Consider the following 17,419-nt stretch of genomic DNA (forward strand, 5'->3'; position numbering starts at 1 on the left):
AGAAAGCAGAATTTTGAAAAATATCCTCATTATTGACGACGAAGAAAAATTACGGCATCTTCTGGCCCGAATTATAAAATCGGAAGGGTTTGATGTTTTTGAAGCTCCTGATTTAAAGTCAGGTTTCAAGAAATTGGAAACTAATGATATTGATGTTGTTCTATGTGATGTCAAACTTCCCGATGGTAATGGTGTTGATTTTCTTCAAAAAATTAAATCTGCATTTCCATTAACAGAAGTCATTCTCTTGACCGCTTTCGGTAAAATATCCGATGGTGTTCAGGCAATGAAAAACGGAGCTTTCGATTATATTGTAAAAGGAGATGATAATGATAAAATTATTCCTCTGTTGTACAAAGCTTTAGAAAAAGTACAATTGCAAAAGAAAGTCAAGCAACTCGAAAAACGAATTTCCGATAAATATTCTTTTGACGGCATTATAGGAAAATCAAAAGGATTGGAACAAGTAATTGATTTGGCCAAAAAAGTTTCCAAAACAGATTCAACCGTACTTTTAACTGGTGAAACAGGAACAGGAAAAGAAGTTTTTGCACAAGCGATTCACGAAAACAGTAACAGAGCAGGAAAATCGTTTGTAGCATTAAATTGCAGTACTTTCAGTAAGGAAATTTTGGAAAGTGAATTATTTGGGCACAAGCAAGGAGCTTTTACAGGAGCGATAAAAGATAAAAAAGGTTTTATAGAAGAAGCCAATGGCGGAACTTTGTTTCTTGATGAAATTGGTGAAATGCCATTAGAACTTCAAGCCAAATTGTTGAGGGTTCTAGAAACCAATGAGTATATTCAAATTGGTGATACGACTCCCAGAAAATCCAATTTCCGTTTGATAGCCGCTACCAATCGTGATTTAAAAACAGAAAGTGATGAACACCGTTTTCGTTCGGATTTGTATTTTAGATTGAATATTTTCGAAATTAAGATTCCACCGTTGAGGGAAAGAATAAAAGATATTGCGCCTTTAACCAATTATTTTGTCGAGCAATTTTCATCAAGAGGGAATAAGAAGATATTGACCATCGATCCTGATTTTCTTCATAAATTAGAAACCTATCATTGGCCAGGAAATGTCCGTGAATTGAGAAATGTGATTGAACGTTCTGTAATTCTAGTTAATGGCGATGTTTTGACACAGGATGTTTTGCCTTATGAAATACAACATCAAATAGATCATGCAAACAAAACGCTATCGGCATTTTCGATGCAAAGTGTTGAAAAACTCCATATTCAAAAAGTATTGAATTATACCAAAGGTAATAAAGCAGAAGCAGCACGCTTACTCGAAATAGGTGTTGCAACGCTTTATCGAAAATTAGACGAATACAATATTCAATAACAATCTTATTGTTTGAGAAAAGTCTAGCCTGTCATTTTTGATAGGCTTTTTTTATAACCTTGTTATTGTATAAATATCAAGGTTATACAATTTCTTTAATCTTTGCGGTACGTTTTTTTTGAAGTGGAAGTACCATTAGGTAAATTGAGCAGAAGATTAAAAGCAATCAAAAAAGAAAGTGTTCCTAAAATGGCGATGCCGAAATTGGCTTTTTCCGCAGTATGTTTGACAATATCACTTTTCTTTTTGATGGCAAACGTATTTAATTCCAAAATATGAAATATATTTTGACGAATTTGACTTTTCATAGCTTCATCATCCCAGTTTTTTTTCAAAGAAGCGAAATTATTCTGCAGAGTAAAAGTTGCTGTATCTTCACCAACTTCGGTAATATTCCCCATTTGTTTGGTTAGATTAGCTTCAAATTGGGATATTGCTTTTTCTTTATTAGAATTATTTTCGTCTAATGAAAGGAGCATATTTCTAGAATACTCAAGTGTGTTATAATTATCTTCCAAAATGTTTTCAGTATCATTTTTAATCGAAAAATTATAGTATGCACTCACTAATGAAAGTGAAATTATCATTATGAAAAGCAATCCAATTCTTAAGTTAAATTTTATTTTCATTTTCAAAAGTATTATTATGATGCTTGTTCTGTTATTATTGCTTTCTAAGGTAAAGTGTTGATTTTTATAGGTTCTAATTTACAACTCTTAAATTTCTAATCCTAATTTAGGACTATTAACTTTTGAAGTGTTAGCTGTAAGGTAATATAAGCACAATATTTTATGATGAAAAAGTCTTAAAATAAATTTATCGTTTTGAGAAAAGCCTATCATTTTGATAGGCTTTTTTTATGCCCTTTTTTGATGAGAAATAGTTAATTACATTAAAAACAATGTTTTACGATTTTTTAATTTTTTTGGAATGTTTTTTGGCATAGGGGAGAAAGAATAAAATAAACAATTACTAACAATGAAAAATAAAATAGCAACGATTTACGAAAAAGCAGAACGCTTTGCCGAAATCACAAAAATTGCAATTATTACCGGAAATATTAACCGGGCAAAAAAATGTTTGGCGCTTGCCGAACGATTGTTCGAAACAGGAAGCAACGAGACAAAGAATGCCATTTCGAATGTGTATGTTTTTTCGGTTTCTTCTTTTATGGAATTGCGTCATTGCAGTATTTCCAATCTGTTTCCAAAATCGTTGAAGGCAGAATACATCAAGCAAATTAATACCTCTGGAGTTTAAATCTAACCTTAATTTTTAATAATATGATAATCACTATTCTTTTACTCGCATTAGGAGTTTTGCTTTTTGCGATTTGTTTTAAATCCGTCGAATTTTTTGAAAAAATCTAGATCATGACAGCACTATTTATTGTTGCACTTGCCGTATTCGGTTATTTGGTTTATGTATTAATCAAACCCGAAAAGTTTTAAAAATGAAAAAGGCAGATAAAAAAATATCCGTAGTAATTATGGCTTGGGCATTAGCCTTTATAATGCTTATTATGTTTTTATAAGAGCCGAAAAAATTAATTTCTAACAAATAAAATATGAACACAGAGTTTTTTGGAGTCATCAGTATTTTTATCGTCACGATAGTTTTGGCTATTCCTGTTGGAAGGTATATAGCCAAAGTGTATTTGGGAGATAAAACAATGCTTGATGCAATTTTCAATCCAATTGAAAAATTTATTTTCAAAATCAGTGGTATCGATTCCACTGAAGAAATGAACTGGAAGCAACATCTGAAAGCGCTTTTAAGCGTAAACATGGTTTGGTTCTTTCTATGCTTTTTAGTTTTAATTTCTCAAGGAAGTTTACCGCTAAATCCAGACGGGAATCCATCGATGACACCGGATTTGGCATTCAATACCGCCATTTCATTTGTTGTGAACTGTAATTTGCAGCACTATTCAGGTGAATCAGGTCTTTCATATTTAGGTCAGCTTATGTTAATGTTCCTTCAATTTGTTTCTGCAGGTACAGGAATGGCTGCAGCCGCTATGGTTTTTGTAGCCATGAGAGAAAGAACTACTGATAAACTAGGAAATTTTTATAATTTTTTCATCAAAAGTTGTACCCGTATTTTATTGCCACTTTCTGCCATTGTTGCTGTTGTTTTATTATTCAGTGGAACACCAATGACTTTTGAAGGGAAAGATAAAATCGTGACTTTACAAGGCGATACAGTTGAAGTTTCCCGTGGTCCCGCAGCAGCTTTCATCGGAATCAAACATATTGGTACAAACGGTGGTGGTTTTTTTGGAGCCAATTCGGCACATCCATTTGAGAATCCTACTTATTTCACCAATGCAGTTGAATTGTGGGCACAGTTAATCATTCCGTTTGCAATGATTTTTGCCTTAGGTTTTTTCCTTAACAAAAGAAAATTGTCTTATATCGTTTTTGGAGTAATGACGGTTGGGTTTTTAATGCTCGTTATACCTACCATAATCAGTGAACTCAACGGAAACCCTGCCATAGAAAAAATGGGAATTGCTCAAGCAACTGGTGCAATGGAAGGTAAGGAAGTTCGTTTTGGTCCCGCTATTTCAGGATTCTGGAGTATTGCAACGACCGTTATTTCTACAGGTTCTGTCAACAGTATGCACGATAGTTCAATGCCAGTTTCTGGTTCGATGCAGTTATTGGCGATGATGGTCAATGCCTTTTATGGCGGCTGTGGAGTAGGGTGGTTGAATTTTTACATCTTTATAATTCTAGCGGTATTCATTTCAGGTTTAATGGTCGGACGAACACCAGAGTTTTTAGGCAAGAAAATTGAAGCTCGCGAAGTTAAAATCGCTGCTATTATTGCTATTCTACATCCTTTATTGATATTGGCAGGAACAGCTTTAGCTTCTTATTTTGCTGCCAATAATACAGCGATGGGCTACTGGTTTAGTGGAAACGCGACTGGTTGGTTGAATAATCCAAGTCATCACGGATTCTCGGAAATGCTATATGAATTCACATCAAGTGCGGCCAATAACGGTTCTGGTTTTGAAGGTTTAGGTGATAATAATCCATTTTGGAACATCAGTACAGGAATTGTATTGCTGTTGAGTCGTTTCATTCCAATCATTGGGCCACTAGCTATTGCAGGATTATTGGCGAACAAAAAATATATTCCAGAAAGTGCTGGGACTTTAAAAACTGATACTACCATTTTTGGTGTGATGGTTTTTGCTGTAATCGCGATTATTGCGGCGTTGTCTTTCTTTCCAGCTTTGGCACTTGGACCTTTAGCGGAGTACTTTACAATAAAATAATATAAAAAAAAAATGAGTAAAAATAAATCCACTTCATTATTTGAGAGCAAGCAGGTAAAAGAAGCATTAGTGCAGTCTTTTATGAAGCTTAATCCTAAAGTAATGTTCAAAAATCCGGTAATGTTTACCGTAGAAATAGGGACTGCCATTATGTTTGCTGTGTGTATTGCCATTTTGTTTGGTGCACAGGATCAAGGTAGTTTTATCTATAATTTCATTGTTTTCCTAATTTTGTTTGCAACTCTTTTGTTTGCCAATTTTGCCGAAGCAATTGCCGAAGCCAGAGGAAAAGCACAAGCGGACAGTTTGAGAAAAACGCGCGAGGAAACGCCTGCAAGACAACTTTTGGCCAATGGTGAAATCAGAAATGTAAGTTCATCCGCTTTGAAAAAAGGAGATGTTTTTATCTGTGAATCAGGTGATTTGATTGCCACAGATGGCGAAATCATCGAAGGATTGGCAACTATTGATGAAAGTGCCATTACTGGCGAAAGTGCTCCGGTAATACGTGAATCAGGTGGAGACAAATCTTCTGTAACGGGAGGAACCAAAGTATTGTCAGATAAAATTAAAGTCATTGTAACCTCAGAACCAGGAGAAAGTTTCCTTGACAAAATGATTGCTTTGGTAGAAGGAGCAAGCCGTCAAAAAACACCAAACGAAATTGCTTTGACGATTCTTTTGGCTGCGTTTACCTTAATATTCGTGATTGTTTGTGTGACTTTGAAACCGTTTGCTGATTATGCGAATGCACCAATTACGATTGCGGCTTTCATTTCTCTTTTCGTATGTTTAATTCCAACTACTATTGGAGGTTTACTTTCTGCAATTGGAATCGCGGGAATGGACAGAGCGTTGCGTGCTAACGTAATTACGAAGTCAGGAAAAGCAGTGGAAACTGCAGGTGATATTGATGTATTGCTTTTGGATAAAACAGGTACAATTACTATTGGAAACAGAAAAGCAACTAATTTCTATCCTGCAAAAGGAGTTATGCTAGAAGATTTTATTAAGTCTGCGGTATTAAGTTCACTAGCCGATGATACTCCGGAAGGTAAAAGTATTGTGGAATTAGCTGGACCAGATGTATCTCAAAAATTATCTATTGAAGGCGCTACTTTAATCAAATTTACTGCCGAAACCAGAACTTCTGGAGTGGTTTTAAGAGATGGAACCAATATTCGTAAAGGAGCTCAGGATGCGGCAAAAAACATTGCACTTCAAGCAGGTCATATTTTTCCCGAAGATGTTTCTGAAAGAGTTATTGCTATTTCTTCAAAAGGAGGAACGCCATTAGTAGTTATCAAAAATAATGAAGTTCAGGGTGTTATTGAATTGCAGGATATTATTAAAACTGGAATGAGAGAACGTTTTGAACGTTTGAGAAAAATGGGTGTAAAAACGGTGATGGTTACCGGAGATAATCCCTTGACGGCCAAATTTATTGCCGAAGCAGCCGGTGTTGATGATTTTATCGCCGAAGCCAAACCTGAGGATAAAATGAATTACATCAAGAATGAACAACAACTTGGTAAGCTAGTTGCGATGATGGGTGACGGTACGAATGATGCACCCGCTCTTGCTCAAGCAGATGTTGGTGTAGCAATGAACAGTGGTACTCAAGCTGCGAAAGAAGCGGGTAACATGGTCGATCTTGACAATGACCCAACTAAGTTAATTGAAATTATTGAAATCGGAAAACAGCTGTTGATGACTAGAGGAACGCTTACTACTTTCTCAATTGCGAATGACGTTGCCAAATATTTTGCTATTGTTCCTGCGCTTTTCATAGCTTCAATTCCTGCTTTACAAGGATTGAACATTATGCAATTGCACAGTCCGGAAAGTGCCATTTTATCAGCGGTGATATTTAATGCAATTATAATTCCGATATTGATTCCGCTAGCGTTGAGAGGGGTTGATTACAAGCCAATCGGTGCGAGTGCTATTTTGAAAAGAAACCTGTTAATTTATGGCTTGGGAGGAATAATTGTTCCTTTCATCGGAATCAAGTTAATTGATTTGGTAGTTGCTTTATTTATGTAGTAACAAAGGTTCTGAGGTGCTAAGATGCTAAGTTTCTGAGTTCGATTGTTGATTTTTCGGAGCAGAAAGATTAGGCATTTTTGGAAATATTGTCCCGCTATCCGCTACAATCTTGCGGACCGAACACCGGCCCACAAGGATTTTCGCTACTATCGGGGCTAAGGAGAGAGATTTTTGCTTTTTTATTTAACAAAAAGCATTTGCTTTTCAAAAATCTCAGAGACTTAGTATCTCAGCGACTTAGAAACTAAACTTAAAAAAAAAACAAACAAAATGAAAAACATATTTTCAATAGTAAAATTCACCGCATTATTGGTGGTTTTATTCTCCGTTATTTATACTATGGCAATTTTAGGAATTGCACAATTTGCTCCAAATAAGGGTAAAGGAGAAACCATTTCTGTAAATGGAAAAGTAGTGGGGTATCAAAAAATTGGTCAAAAATTTGACAAACCCAATTATTTTTGGGGACGACCATCGGCAGTGGATTACAATGCCGCGGGAAGCGCAGGTAGTAACAAAGGACCAAGCAATCCTGAGTATTTGGCTTTGGTACAAAAAAGAATTGATACGTTTTTGATAGCGCATCCGTATTTGAAAAAATCAGAGATTCCTTCGGATATGGTAACGGCTTCGGGTAGTGGTTTGGATCCAAATATATCACCGGAAGGCGCTTTGATTCAGGTAAAAAGAGTAGCAAAAGTTCGAAATTTATCTGAGGAAAAAGTGAAAGCATTTGTGGAAACCAAAATCAATAAGCCAACTTTAATGGGAACTTCAACAGTAAATGTTTTAGAGTTGAATGTAGCTCTGGATGAGTTGAAATAAAAAAATAACCCTTTCAGATTTACATCCCCGGCCAGGGATCTGAAAGGGCATCGATTAATAAAAATCTAAACAAAAATAATGAAAAAAATAATAGTTACAGCTTTTATAGCTTTTGGTTTTACAACAATTAATGCTCAAGAAGAGTCAAAAAGTCCAATTACGTTTTCAGGTTATGTAGATACTTATTACAGTTATGATTTTGGGAAACCGGATAATCATACGAGACCAGGATTTATTTACAGTTACAATAGAGCGAATGAAGTTAATTTGAATTTAGGGATGGCAAAAGTGAATTATACAAAAGAAAATGTTCGTGGGAATTTGGCACTTATGGCTGGAACGTATGCACAATACAACATGGCAGCAGAACAAGATTTGCTGAAAAACGTTTATGAAGCTAATGTGGGTGTTAAAATTTCAAAAGACAATAATCTTTGGATTGATGCAGGAGTTATGCCTTCACATATTGGATCTGAAAGTGCGATTGGAAAAGACTGTATGACTTTGACCAGAAGTATTGGTGCCGATAACACTCCTTTTTATGAAGCTGGAGTAAAAATCGGGTACACTTCAAAGTCTGAAAAATGGTATTTGGCAGCAATGTATTTAAACGGTTGGCAACGCATTCAAAAAGTTGATGGCAATCATACGCCGGCTTTTGGAACTCAAGTGACTTTTAAACCAACGGCAAAAGTGGCATTAAACTGGAGTACTTATGTTGGAAACGAACAGCCTGATATTGATAAGAAATGGCGCTATTTTAATGATTTTTACGGAACATTTAAATTGACTGATAAAACAACTGTTATTGCTGGTTTTGATATTGGATCACAACAATCTGCAAAAGGAAGCAGCGATTATGATGTTTGGTATACTCCGTCTGCAATCATTCAATACAAGCCAACAGACAAAATTCAATTGGCCGCTAGAGGAGAATATTACCAAGACGAAAAAGGAGTGATAATTCCAACAGGAACACCAAATGGTTTTAAAACCTATGGGTTCTCAGCAAATTTTGATTATTTGCCAACAGAAAATGTAATGTTTAGAATAGAAGCCCGAACTTTGAATAGCAAGGATGATGTCTTTTTGAAGGACAACAATCCAACAAATAATAATGTGTGCATAACTACATCTTTGGCTATATCAATTTAAGGTAAAAAGGCAATAAGAAGAAATTTTTATTGGAAACCATTAAGGAATTAAGTTTAATAGGGCTTAGTTTCTTAATGGTTTAAAAAGTTTTATTTAAAATGAAATGATTCAACTGTTAGTTTAACTTATGGATAACGAAAAAGAAAATAATGTAAAGCACTTTCTGGATTTAATTCAAAAATCACGTAAAGGAAAGTTTAAAGTCTACATTGGGATGAGTGCCGGTGTGGGCAAAACTTTCAGGATGCTACAGGAAGCGCATACGCTGTTGAAAAACGGAATTGATGTGAAAATTGGATATATCGAAACACACGATCGTAAGGAAACACACGATTTGTTGGAGGGATTACCTGTAATTCCACGTCGGACTATTTTTTACAAAGGAAAACAGCTCGAGGAAATGGATGTGCAGGCCATTATCAATTTACGTCCAGAAGTAGTAATAGTTGATGAATTGGCTCACACCAATATCGAAGGTAGTAAAAACGAAAAACGTTGGCAAGATGTTTTGGAGATTCTGGAAGCAGGAATCAATGTAATTTCGGCCGTAAATATTCAGCATATTGAGAGCTTAAACGAAGACGTAAAGCGAATCACCAATGTTGATGTTCTAGAGCGTGTTCCGGATAATGTACTGCGAATGGCAGATGAAGTCGTAAATATCGACTTGACTTCGGAGGATCTAATTGACCGTTTGAAAGAGGGAAAAATTTATACAGCCGATAAAATTCAGACTGCTTTGAGTAATTTTTTTAAGGCTGAGCAAATTTTGCAATTACGGGAATTGGCTTTGCGTGAAGTGGCTAGTCAAGTAGTTCGAAAAGTGGAGAATGAAGTGCCGAAAAATCTAGCTTTGCGACATGAAAAGTTGTTGGCCTGTATTAGCAGTAATGACAGAACGGCTAAAATTGTCATTCGAAAGGCAGCTCGATTAGCTAGTTATTACAACAGTGACTGGTATGTTTTATATGTGGAAACACCAAAAGAAAGCTCAGATAAAATTGCACTTGACAAACAACGGCATTTGATTAATAATTTTAAATTAGCCACACAATTGGGAGCAGAGGTGATTAAAGTTGAGGCTAAAAATATCACAGATGCCATGCTGGAAGTGGTTAAACAAAAAGGTATCACAACGGTTTGTATTGGAAAACCACATTTTAATCTATTTAGAGTAATTTTGTCTACAACCATTTTTAACAGATTATTGAATAAATTATCTTCATCTAATATTGATCTTGTAATTCTATCATAAAATGAAATCGCCATGACTCCAAAATACAAATAGGAATTAAGAATGGCTGTATTATATTTCCAAAATTTAAATATTATCTATATATGAAAATTAAAACTAAATTAAATTTAGGTGTCGGATTGTTATTTGTTATGATAATTATCTTGACTTTAGTCAGTGCTTTTTATATTTTTTCGATAAAAAAAGACACTGAAAATATTTTGAAAGCCAATTATAATACTTTGGAATACTCTCGAAATATGCTGCTTTCATTAGATGAGGTTGATGGCAATGAAGAGAAAGCAATAGCTACATTTGAAACCAATCTGAATAAACAAAATAAGAATGTAACTGAGGTAGGAGAAGGTGACGCAACTCGTAATTTAAAAAAAAGTTTTAATCTTTTAAAAACAAATAGAGCTGATGAAAAATTAAAAAGTCAAATTCGACAAGATATCTTCGAGATTATGAAGTTGAATATGGTTGCTATCAAACAGAAAAGTGATATTGCCAAACACACCGCCGAAACAGCCAATATGTGGATAGCCATAACGGGAACACTATGTTTTTTGATAGCTTTTAATCTGTTGGTAAACTTACCCAATAATATTGCCGACCCCATTAAGGAGCTTACTGCAAGTATTAAAGAAATTGCCAATAAAAATTATTCGGAACGAGTGCATTTTATGAGTCATAGTGAGTTTGGTGATTTGGCAAAATCATTCAATACGATGGCTCAAAAATTGGAGGAGTACCACGATAGCAATCTTTATAAATTGTTGTTTGAAAAGAAAAGACTGGAAACCTTAATCAACAAGATGAATGATCCTATTATCGGATTGGATAATCAGGGAGTGGTTTTATTTGTCAATGATGAAGCTTTGAAAATCATCGGCCTCAAATCTGAAGAAGTACTTGGAAAAACTGCTATAACCCTTGGGTTGACAAATGATTTGATGAAATCATTAATAGATAAAAACATTGAAAATAAGGATAATTTACACGGGCGCAAACCACTTCCGATGAAAATTTTTGCCGATGGAAAAGAAAGTTATTTTGAAAAAGAAAACGTAAATATTACGATTCAGCCCACAGGTGAAGACCAAACTATTGATATTGGAGACGTAATTATTCTGAGAAATATCACTCCATTTAAAGAATTGGATTTTGCCAAAACAAATTTTATAGCGACCATTTCACACGAATTAAAGACACCTATTTCAACTATGAAATTAAGTTTGAATTTATTGGAAAATGAGCAAACAGGGACAATGAATGAAGAGCAAAAACATCTGATAGAAAGCATCAAGGATGATGGTGAGCGCTTACTAAAAATTACAGGAGAGTTATTGGAACTTTCACAGGTTGAAACCGGTAATATTAAACTCAATATTGAAAAAAGCAACCCTTATGAAATCGTGCATTATGCTACCGAAGCGGTAAAAATACAAGCCGAACAAAAGCAAATTGAATTGCTAGTAGAAACTACCGACAATCTTCCAATGGTAAAAGCAGATAGCGAAAAAACGTCTTGGGTGCTGATTAATTTCTTGACAAATGCCATTCGTTATTCTTCTGAAAAAAGTGCCATTAGAGTGAAATTGGAAAGCGATAACCATCAAATTTTGTTTACTGTTATTGATACCGGAAAAGGAATTGACAACCGTTATTTGTCCAAAGTTTTTGATAAATATTTTCAAATACCGGGAAGTCACAAAACGGGAACAGGGTTGGGATTGGCCATATCTAAAGAATTTATTGAAGCTCAAGGCGGTACAATAGGCGTTGAAAGTGAATTGGGTCTTGGAAGCACTTTTTATTTTAAACTATTGAGTGTTTAAGTATAAAAGTTTGTATTCTCTTTGTAGAAACTTAATTCATATTGGTTAATAAATTAAATCTTTATAAAATCTTTATACTCTTGTTTGTTATATTATAAAATACTTACATCATATCCTTTAACTTTGCCTTAACAAATAAAGACTAGGGTATGCGTAGCATTTTGGACCAAATCAAAATAAAAAACCAATATTTAGTAAGTATACTATCTATTGGAACTGTAGCTTCATTGTGTTTGTTTACCCGAGATTATTTAGACTATAAAATTGTTGGTTATCTTTTATTGGTGGTAGTCTCTGTGTTGTCAATGTTTTTGTCAATTTTACCGTTACTTCTTAGTGCCATTTTATGTGCGCTGATATTAAATTTTTTCTTCATTCAACCCTATTACACTTTTCACATTAGTGATGCCGAAGATTCATTGTTATTGGTGCTATTCTTTATTATTGCTCTAGTAAATGCAGTTTTGACTAATAAAATCAGAAGAGCGGAAAAAATATTACAGGTAAAGGAAGTTAGGGTTAATACTATGAAACTTTACAACGCCTTACTTGATTCTTTATCCCACGAATTGAGAACACCTATTTCTACAATAATGGGAGCTATAGATACTATTCAAAGCAAATCAGTGCATATTTCTGAAGAAAATAAAGAAAATTTATATGCCGAAATAGAGAAAGCTTCTTTGAGATTAAATCATCAGGTCGAAAATTTACTGAATATGTCCCGATTAGAGTCGGGGGTTATTGAAGCTAAAATGGATTGGTGCGATCTAGAAGAATTGATTTATAATGTCTTGGATCATTTAAAGGATGACCTGCAATTTCATAAAGTAGTCGTAAAAACAGACGAAAATTTGCCGCTTTTTAAATTGGATTATGGCTTGATGCAACAGATTATTTTTAATTTGGTTTTTAATGCATCACAATATACACCCAAAGGAGCAAAAATAGAAATTAAAGTCTCCTATAATGTGGATGTTGATTTTGAATACAATCCAGATAAATTATACCCTTGTGTAATCACAATTGCAGATGATGGCATTGGTTTTCCAGAAAATGAAATAGACAAAGTGTTTGATAAGTTTTATCGTCTTCAAAATTCCAAAACCGGTGGAACAGGTCTTGGTTTGTCTATCGTGAAAGGATTTGTCGAAGCACAACACGGAAAAGTAACACTCGAAAACAGAGAAGAGGGAGGTTCAGTTTTTACACTAAATTTTCAAACTTTAACTATGAATACCAAAGAAATTTCAAATGAATAATAGTGCTCAAATATTAGTCATTGATGATGAAATTCAAATTAGAAAACTACTTGAAATCACGTTGAATTCAAATGACTATAGAACAATTTTTGCCGTCAATGCAAAAGAAGGATTGTCTATGGTAGCAAATCATCAGCCGGATTTGGTTATTCTTGATTTAGGTTTGCCTGATGAAGACGGACAAGTTGTTTTGAAACGATTACGCGAATGGTATAACAATCCAATTATTATTTTAACGGTGAAAAGTGCCGAAGAAGAGATCGTAAAAGCGCTTGATAATGGAGCCAATGATTATTTGACCAAACCGTTTCGTACTCAAGAATTATTAGCTAGAATCCGAACTGCTTTGCGAAATTTGGGTGCTAATGATTCAGAACCAATTATCGAGTTTGGTGCTGTTTCTATAGATTTTGCTTCCAGAATAGTGAGGCTGTATAATGAAATTCTGAAACTCACAACGACTGAATACAATTTGCTTTCTATTTTTATAAAAAATGAGGGACGAGTATTAACCCATCAATATTTACTGAAACAGGTTTGGGGAAACAGTTATGCCGACCAAACGCAATACCTACGTGTTTTTGTCGCTCAACTTCGAAAGAAAATTGAAGTAGACCCCAATCATCCTAAATTTATTATCACAGAATCCGGTGTAGGATACCGGTTTAACACTAGTTAAAATCAATTAAAATATTCAAAAAAAGAATAAAACTTGAAGTGTGCAAGCATCTCATATAGGGCTTTTTGCGCTCTAAAAAAATGAATTAAAAGAATATAAATTAAAACAAAATGAATAAATCAACGGTTCAAAAAGTAACAGCAGCTTCCCTTTTGGTGGCGCTCGGAATTATTTACGGAGATATAGGAACCAGTCCTTTATATGTTATGAAAGCCATTATAGGGCAAAGAGAAATATCGAAATTATTGGTTTATGGAGGGATTTCGTGTATATTTTGGACACTTACTTTTCAAACAACTTTCAAATATGTATTACTGACACTTTCAGCAGATAATCACGGTGAAGGTGGAGTTTTCTCGCTTTATGCTTTGGTTAAACGATTTGGAAAAGGAAAATTAATAATCCCAACCATTTTGGGTGCTACCACACTTTTGGCAGACGGAATTATTACGCCACCTATTTCTGTAACATCGGCTGTTGAAGGATTGGGTGGTATTGTTCCTAATATTCCAATTTTGCCAATTGTTATTGTTATTATTTCAGGATTATTCTTTTTTCAGCGTTTTGGAACACAAAAAGTCGGATTCTTTTTTGGGCCTGCCATGGTAGTTTGGTTTTCGATGCTTTTTGTATTGGGATTTGCCCAAATCTTGGAACATCCGGCAATCTTGACGGCTTTAAACCCTGTGTATGCTTATGAATTATTAGTCGAATATCCTCACGGATTTTGGTTGCTGGGAGCTGTTTTCCTTTGCACCACTGGAGCCGAAGCTTTGTATTCTGATTTGGGACATTGCGGCAAGAGTAATATTAGAACCACTTGGATCTTTGTAAAAATTGCATTGGTTGTTAATTATTTAGGACAGGCTTCTTGGTTAATGAATCAAAGCAATCATTTCTTGGAAGGAAAAAATCCTTTTTATACCATTATGCCACAATGGTTTTTATTTTCGGGTGTTATTATCTCGACTTTAGCGGCAATTATAGCCTCTCAAGCCTTGATTAGCGGATCATTTACCTTAATTAACGAAGCGGTTTCTCTTAATTTTTGGCCAAGAGTGACCATGAAAAACCCGACTAATTTGAAAGGGCAGATTTATATTCCATCGGTGAATACTATTTTGTGGATTGGATGTATTTTGATGGTTTTGTATTTTAAAACCTCTTCAAATATGGAAGCGGCTTATGGATTTTCGATTACCATAGCGATGCTGATGACTACTGTTCTTCTTAATTATTATTTGATTTATATTAAAAAATTAAACAGAATTTTAATTGCTGTAATCATAACCATTTTTGCAATTATAGAAATTGCTTTTTTTGCGGCCAATATTGTCAAAATTAAAGAACGTTGGATGTTTTTGTTTTTCGAACTATTTATATTTATGACAATGTATGTTTGGTTCTTTTCTCGAAAAATCAATAACAGATTTGTTAAATTCACTAATTTGACAGAGCATACTGCTAGGTTGGAGGAATTGAGTAATGATGTTACCATTCCGAAGTATTCTACACATTTAATTTATTTGTCAAAAGCAGACAGAAATTATGAAATTGAAGAGAAAATTTTGAATTCAATCTTTTCTAAAAAGCCAAAAAGAGCAGATGTGTATTGGTTTTTTCACATCAATAGAACCAATTCTCCTTTTGATTTAAATTATGAAGTTATTGAATTGTTGGATGATAAAGTAATCAAAATTGTATTGAATATTGGTTTCAGAATCCAACCAAAAGTGGAATTGTATTTTAAAAGAATAGTTCAAAATCTAGTTGATAATAAAGAACTGAATTTGCATATTCGTGCCGATGGTTCAACAAAATACAATGCTGAACCTGATTTTAAATTTGTTATAATTGAAAAATTCCTATCTGTCGAAAATGAATTTGCCGTAAGAGATGGACTTTTATTGAATTCCTATTATATATTAAAAAACATGTCACTATCGGATACTAGAGCTTTTGGACTTGACAAAAGTGACGTGGTAATTGAGGAAATTCCTATTGTCTATCAACCAATTTCTAATTTAGAACTGGAAAGGAAAGTGATTAGCTAGCAGTTTTCAGGTAGCAAAAGGTAGTTTGCAGTAAGCAGTAAGCAGTTTTTAAAAAATTTTTTGAAGGCATATTTCGGTTTGCAGTAATCAAAAAAAAGATTTCAGATTAGAAGAATATCCTTCTTGTTCTGAAATCTTTTTTTATTCTTCTATTTTCGGTATTCTAAAATCTGCCTTCTGCTATCTTAGTTCTGCTATCTGAAACCTGAAATCTGCCTTCTAAAACTCTAACAATCTGCCATATTCACGGCAATTGCCAGTCCGCCTTCGGAGGTTTCTTTGTATTTGGAATTCATGTCTTTGGCTGTTTGCCACATGGTGTCAATTACTTTATCAAGAGATACTTTAGCGTTTTTGGCATCAGTTTCCAAGGCAAGTTCGGCGGCATTAATTGCTTTTATGGCACCCATGGTATTTCTTTCGATGCAAGGAATTTGCACCAAACCGCCAATTGGATCGCATGTTAAACCCAAGTGATGCTCCATGGCAATTTCGGCAGCCATTAATACTTGATCTGGAGTTCCTCCCATCAATTCGCATAAAGCACCCGCAGCCATAGCGCTTGAAACACCAATCTCGGCTTGACATCCACCCATTGCTGCAGAAATTGTTGAGCCTTTCTTGAAAATACTGCCTATTTCCCCAGCGACCATTAGAAATTGTTTGATTTCTTTTTCCCCGGCTTGATGGTTTTCAATAACCAAATAGTACATTAAAACCGAAGGAATTACTCCGGCACTTCCGTTTGTTGGAGCAGTTACTACTCGTCCTAAAGCTGCATTTACTTCGTTTACCGCCAATGCAAAACAGCTTACCCATTTTAGAATCTGACGAAATTTAACTTCGGTTTTTCTAATTTCTTCCAGCCATTCTTGAGGATTGGTGTAATTTGCCAAACCAATCAAATTTTGATGCATGTCAAAAGCGCGCCTACGCACATGTAAACCGCCTGGAAGTATGCCTTCGGAATGACAACCGATATACATGCATTCCAACATGGTATTCCAAATGCGCATTAATTCATGGTGAATCTCTGCCTCGGGACGCATTGATTTTTCGTTATCGTAAACGATTTCGGAAATTAATTTATTTTCTTTTGTGCAATAGGCTAAAAGCTCTGTGGCTTTATTGATAGGGAAGGGGAATGCACATTTTATAGCAATTTTCTTTTGGGCATTTTCACGTTCTTCTTTGACAACAAATCCTCCTCCTATAGAATAAAAGGTGGAACTGTATTCGATTTCATCACTGAAATAAGCTGTAAAAGTTAATCCATTGGCGTGGAAAGGAAGAAAGTTTTTATTGAAAACAATGTCTTGAAGAAAATAAAAAGGAATTTGGATTTGGTTTCCCAAATGGATTTCGTTTTTTGCTTCAATCGATTTGATAATTCCGTCAATATCTTGGATAGGGATGTATTCCGGATCCTGACCGCTTAGTCCGAGCATAATGGCCAAATCAGTTGCATGCCCTTTTCCTGTTAATGAAAGAGAACCGTATAAATCAACTTTTACTCTTTTTACCGCATTGATGTCATATTCACTTCTCAGTTCGTTTAAGAAACGTTCAGCCGCACGCCAAGGGCCAAGTGTATGTGAACTTGATGGTCCAACACCAATTTTCAGCATATCAAAAACTGAGATACATTCTTCCATAAAAGTTTAATTTTTTTGATGA

The 17,419-nt window shown here is 34.7% G+C and carries 14 protein-coding genes; 12 read left to right on the forward strand and 2 right to left on the reverse strand.

Going from position 1 to position 17,419, the window contains the following annotated elements; genetic code table 11:
• Nucleotides 1-10 precede the first annotated feature (10 nt).
• Entirely contained in the window at nucleotides 11-1,354 is a 1,344-nt protein-coding gene (locus HQN62_RS10190) for a sigma-54-dependent transcriptional regulator (RefSeq protein ID WP_173505559.1), read from the forward strand.
• Nucleotides 1,355-1,449: 95 nt separating this feature from the next.
• Here the strand turns inward: HQN62_RS10190 and HQN62_RS10195 are convergent, their stop codons facing one another.
• The gene (locus HQN62_RS10195; protein ID WP_173504287.1) at nucleotides 1,450-1,983 is read right to left on the reverse strand and encodes a hypothetical protein; all 534 of its coding nucleotides are present in this window, start codon (nucleotides 1,981-1,983) and stop codon (nucleotides 1,450-1,452) included.
• Between the two features lie 349 nt (nucleotides 1,984-2,332).
• Between HQN62_RS10195 and HQN62_RS10200 the strand changes: the two genes are divergently transcribed.
• The 11 genes from HQN62_RS10200 (at nucleotide 2,333) to HQN62_RS10250 (ending at nucleotide 15,742) form a co-directional block, all read left to right on the forward strand.
• Nucleotides 2,333-2,614, forward strand: a complete 282-nt coding sequence (locus tag HQN62_RS10200) for a DUF7674 family protein (RefSeq protein WP_173504288.1) — start codon at nucleotides 2,333-2,335, stop codon at nucleotides 2,612-2,614.
• A 113-nt stretch (nucleotides 2,615-2,727) separates the two neighbouring features.
• Nucleotides 2,728-2,805: a K(+)-transporting ATPase subunit F gene (gene kdpF / locus HQN62_RS10205; RefSeq protein ID WP_111410498.1), complete on the forward strand. Its 78-nt coding sequence runs from the start codon at nucleotides 2,728-2,730 to the stop codon at nucleotides 2,803-2,805.
• A gap of 116 nt (nucleotides 2,806-2,921) precedes the next feature.
• Nucleotides 2,922-4,643 carry a potassium-transporting ATPase subunit KdpA gene (kdpA, locus tag HQN62_RS10210; RefSeq protein ID WP_173504289.1) on the forward strand — a complete coding sequence of 574 codons (1,722 nt, stop codon included), beginning with the start codon at nucleotides 2,922-2,924 and terminating at the stop codon, nucleotides 4,641-4,643.
• A gap of 12 nt (nucleotides 4,644-4,655) precedes the next feature.
• Nucleotides 4,656-6,689: a potassium-transporting ATPase subunit KdpB gene (kdpB, locus tag HQN62_RS10215; RefSeq protein WP_173504290.1), complete on the forward strand. Its 2,034-nt coding sequence runs from the start codon at nucleotides 4,656-4,658 to the stop codon at nucleotides 6,687-6,689.
• Between the two features lie 273 nt (nucleotides 6,690-6,962).
• A complete protein-coding gene (locus HQN62_RS10220) occupies nucleotides 6,963-7,517 on the forward strand; it encodes a K(+)-transporting ATPase subunit C (RefSeq protein ID WP_173504291.1) in 555 nt (184 codons plus the stop codon).
• A 78-nt stretch (nucleotides 7,518-7,595) separates the two neighbouring features.
• Nucleotides 7,596-8,672 (forward strand): porin, encoded by a 1,077-nt coding sequence (locus tag HQN62_RS10225; RefSeq protein ID WP_173504292.1) that lies wholly within the window; start codon nucleotides 7,596-7,598, stop codon nucleotides 8,670-8,672.
• 127 nt (nucleotides 8,673-8,799) lie between these two features.
• Nucleotides 8,800-9,927 carry a sensor protein KdpD gene (locus tag HQN62_RS10230; protein WP_173504293.1) on the forward strand — a complete coding sequence of 376 codons (1,128 nt, stop codon included), beginning with the start codon at nucleotides 8,800-8,802 and terminating at the stop codon, nucleotides 9,925-9,927.
• 83 nt (nucleotides 9,928-10,010) lie between these two features.
• A complete protein-coding gene (locus HQN62_RS10235; protein ID WP_173504294.1) occupies nucleotides 10,011-11,747 on the forward strand; it encodes a HAMP domain-containing sensor histidine kinase in 1,737 nt (578 codons plus the stop codon).
• 149 nt (nucleotides 11,748-11,896) lie between these two features.
• Complete coding sequence (locus HQN62_RS10240; protein ID WP_173504295.1) at nucleotides 11,897-13,009, forward strand: sensor histidine kinase; 1,113 nt, start codon at nucleotides 11,897-11,899, stop codon at nucleotides 13,007-13,009.
• On the forward strand, nucleotides 13,002-13,688 hold the full coding sequence (locus tag HQN62_RS10245) for a response regulator (protein WP_173504296.1): 687 nt from the start codon (nucleotides 13,002-13,004) through the stop codon (nucleotides 13,686-13,688). Before HQN62_RS10240 ends, HQN62_RS10245 begins: the two co-directional genes overlap by 8 nt.
• A gap of 110 nt (nucleotides 13,689-13,798) precedes the next feature.
• A complete protein-coding gene (locus HQN62_RS10250; RefSeq protein WP_173504297.1) occupies nucleotides 13,799-15,742 on the forward strand; it encodes a KUP/HAK/KT family potassium transporter in 1,944 nt (647 codons plus the stop codon).
• A gap of 227 nt (nucleotides 15,743-15,969) precedes the next feature.
• Here the strand turns inward: HQN62_RS10250 and HQN62_RS10255 are convergent, their stop codons facing one another.
• On the reverse strand, nucleotides 15,970-17,397 hold the full coding sequence (locus tag HQN62_RS10255; protein ID WP_173504298.1) for an L-serine ammonia-lyase: 1,428 nt from the start codon (nucleotides 17,395-17,397) through the stop codon (nucleotides 15,970-15,972).
• Nucleotides 17,398-17,419 lie beyond the last annotated feature (22 nt).

The sequence above is a fragment of the Flavobacterium sp. M31R6 genome (assembly GCF_013284035.1).
Classification (GTDB): Bacteria; Bacteroidota; Bacteroidia; order Flavobacteriales; family Flavobacteriaceae; genus Flavobacterium.

Bases quoted from the DNA above. Each gene is read 5' to 3' on its own strand.
- kdpA (WP_173504289.1), top strand. From the start codon at position 2,922: ATGAACACAGAGTTTTTTGGAGTCATCAGTATTTTTATCGTCACGATA.
- kdpB (WP_173504290.1), top strand. From the start codon at position 4,656: ATGAGTAAAAATAAATCCACTTCATTATTTGAGAGCAAGCAGGTAAAA.
- kdpF (WP_111410498.1), top strand. From the start codon at position 2,728: ATGACAGCACTATTTATTGTTGCACTTGCCGTATTCGGTTATTTGGTT.
- HQN62_RS10195 (WP_173504287.1), bottom strand. From the start codon at position 1,983: ATGAAAATAAAATTTAACTTAAGAATTGGATTGCTTTTCATAATGATA.
- HQN62_RS10225 (WP_173504292.1), top strand. From the start codon at position 7,596: ATGAAAAAAATAATAGTTACAGCTTTTATAGCTTTTGGTTTTACAACA.
- HQN62_RS10235 (WP_173504294.1), top strand. From the start codon at position 10,011: ATGAAAATTAAAACTAAATTAAATTTAGGTGTCGGATTGTTATTTGTT.
- HQN62_RS10245 (WP_173504296.1), top strand. From the start codon at position 13,002: ATGAATAATAGTGCTCAAATATTAGTCATTGATGATGAAATTCAAATT.
- HQN62_RS10200 (WP_173504288.1), top strand. From the start codon at position 2,333: ATGAAAAATAAAATAGCAACGATTTACGAAAAAGCAGAACGCTTTGCC.
- HQN62_RS10240 (WP_173504295.1), top strand. From the start codon at position 11,897: ATGCGTAGCATTTTGGACCAAATCAAAATAAAAAACCAATATTTAGTA.
- HQN62_RS10255 (WP_173504298.1), bottom strand. From the start codon at position 17,397: ATGGAAGAATGTATCTCAGTTTTTGATATGCTGAAAATTGGTGTTGGA.
- HQN62_RS10230 (WP_173504293.1), top strand. From the start codon at position 8,800: ATGGATAACGAAAAAGAAAATAATGTAAAGCACTTTCTGGATTTAATT.
- HQN62_RS10220 (WP_173504291.1), top strand. From the start codon at position 6,963: ATGAAAAACATATTTTCAATAGTAAAATTCACCGCATTATTGGTGGTT.
- HQN62_RS10250 (WP_173504297.1), top strand. From the start codon at position 13,799: ATGAATAAATCAACGGTTCAAAAAGTAACAGCAGCTTCCCTTTTGGTG.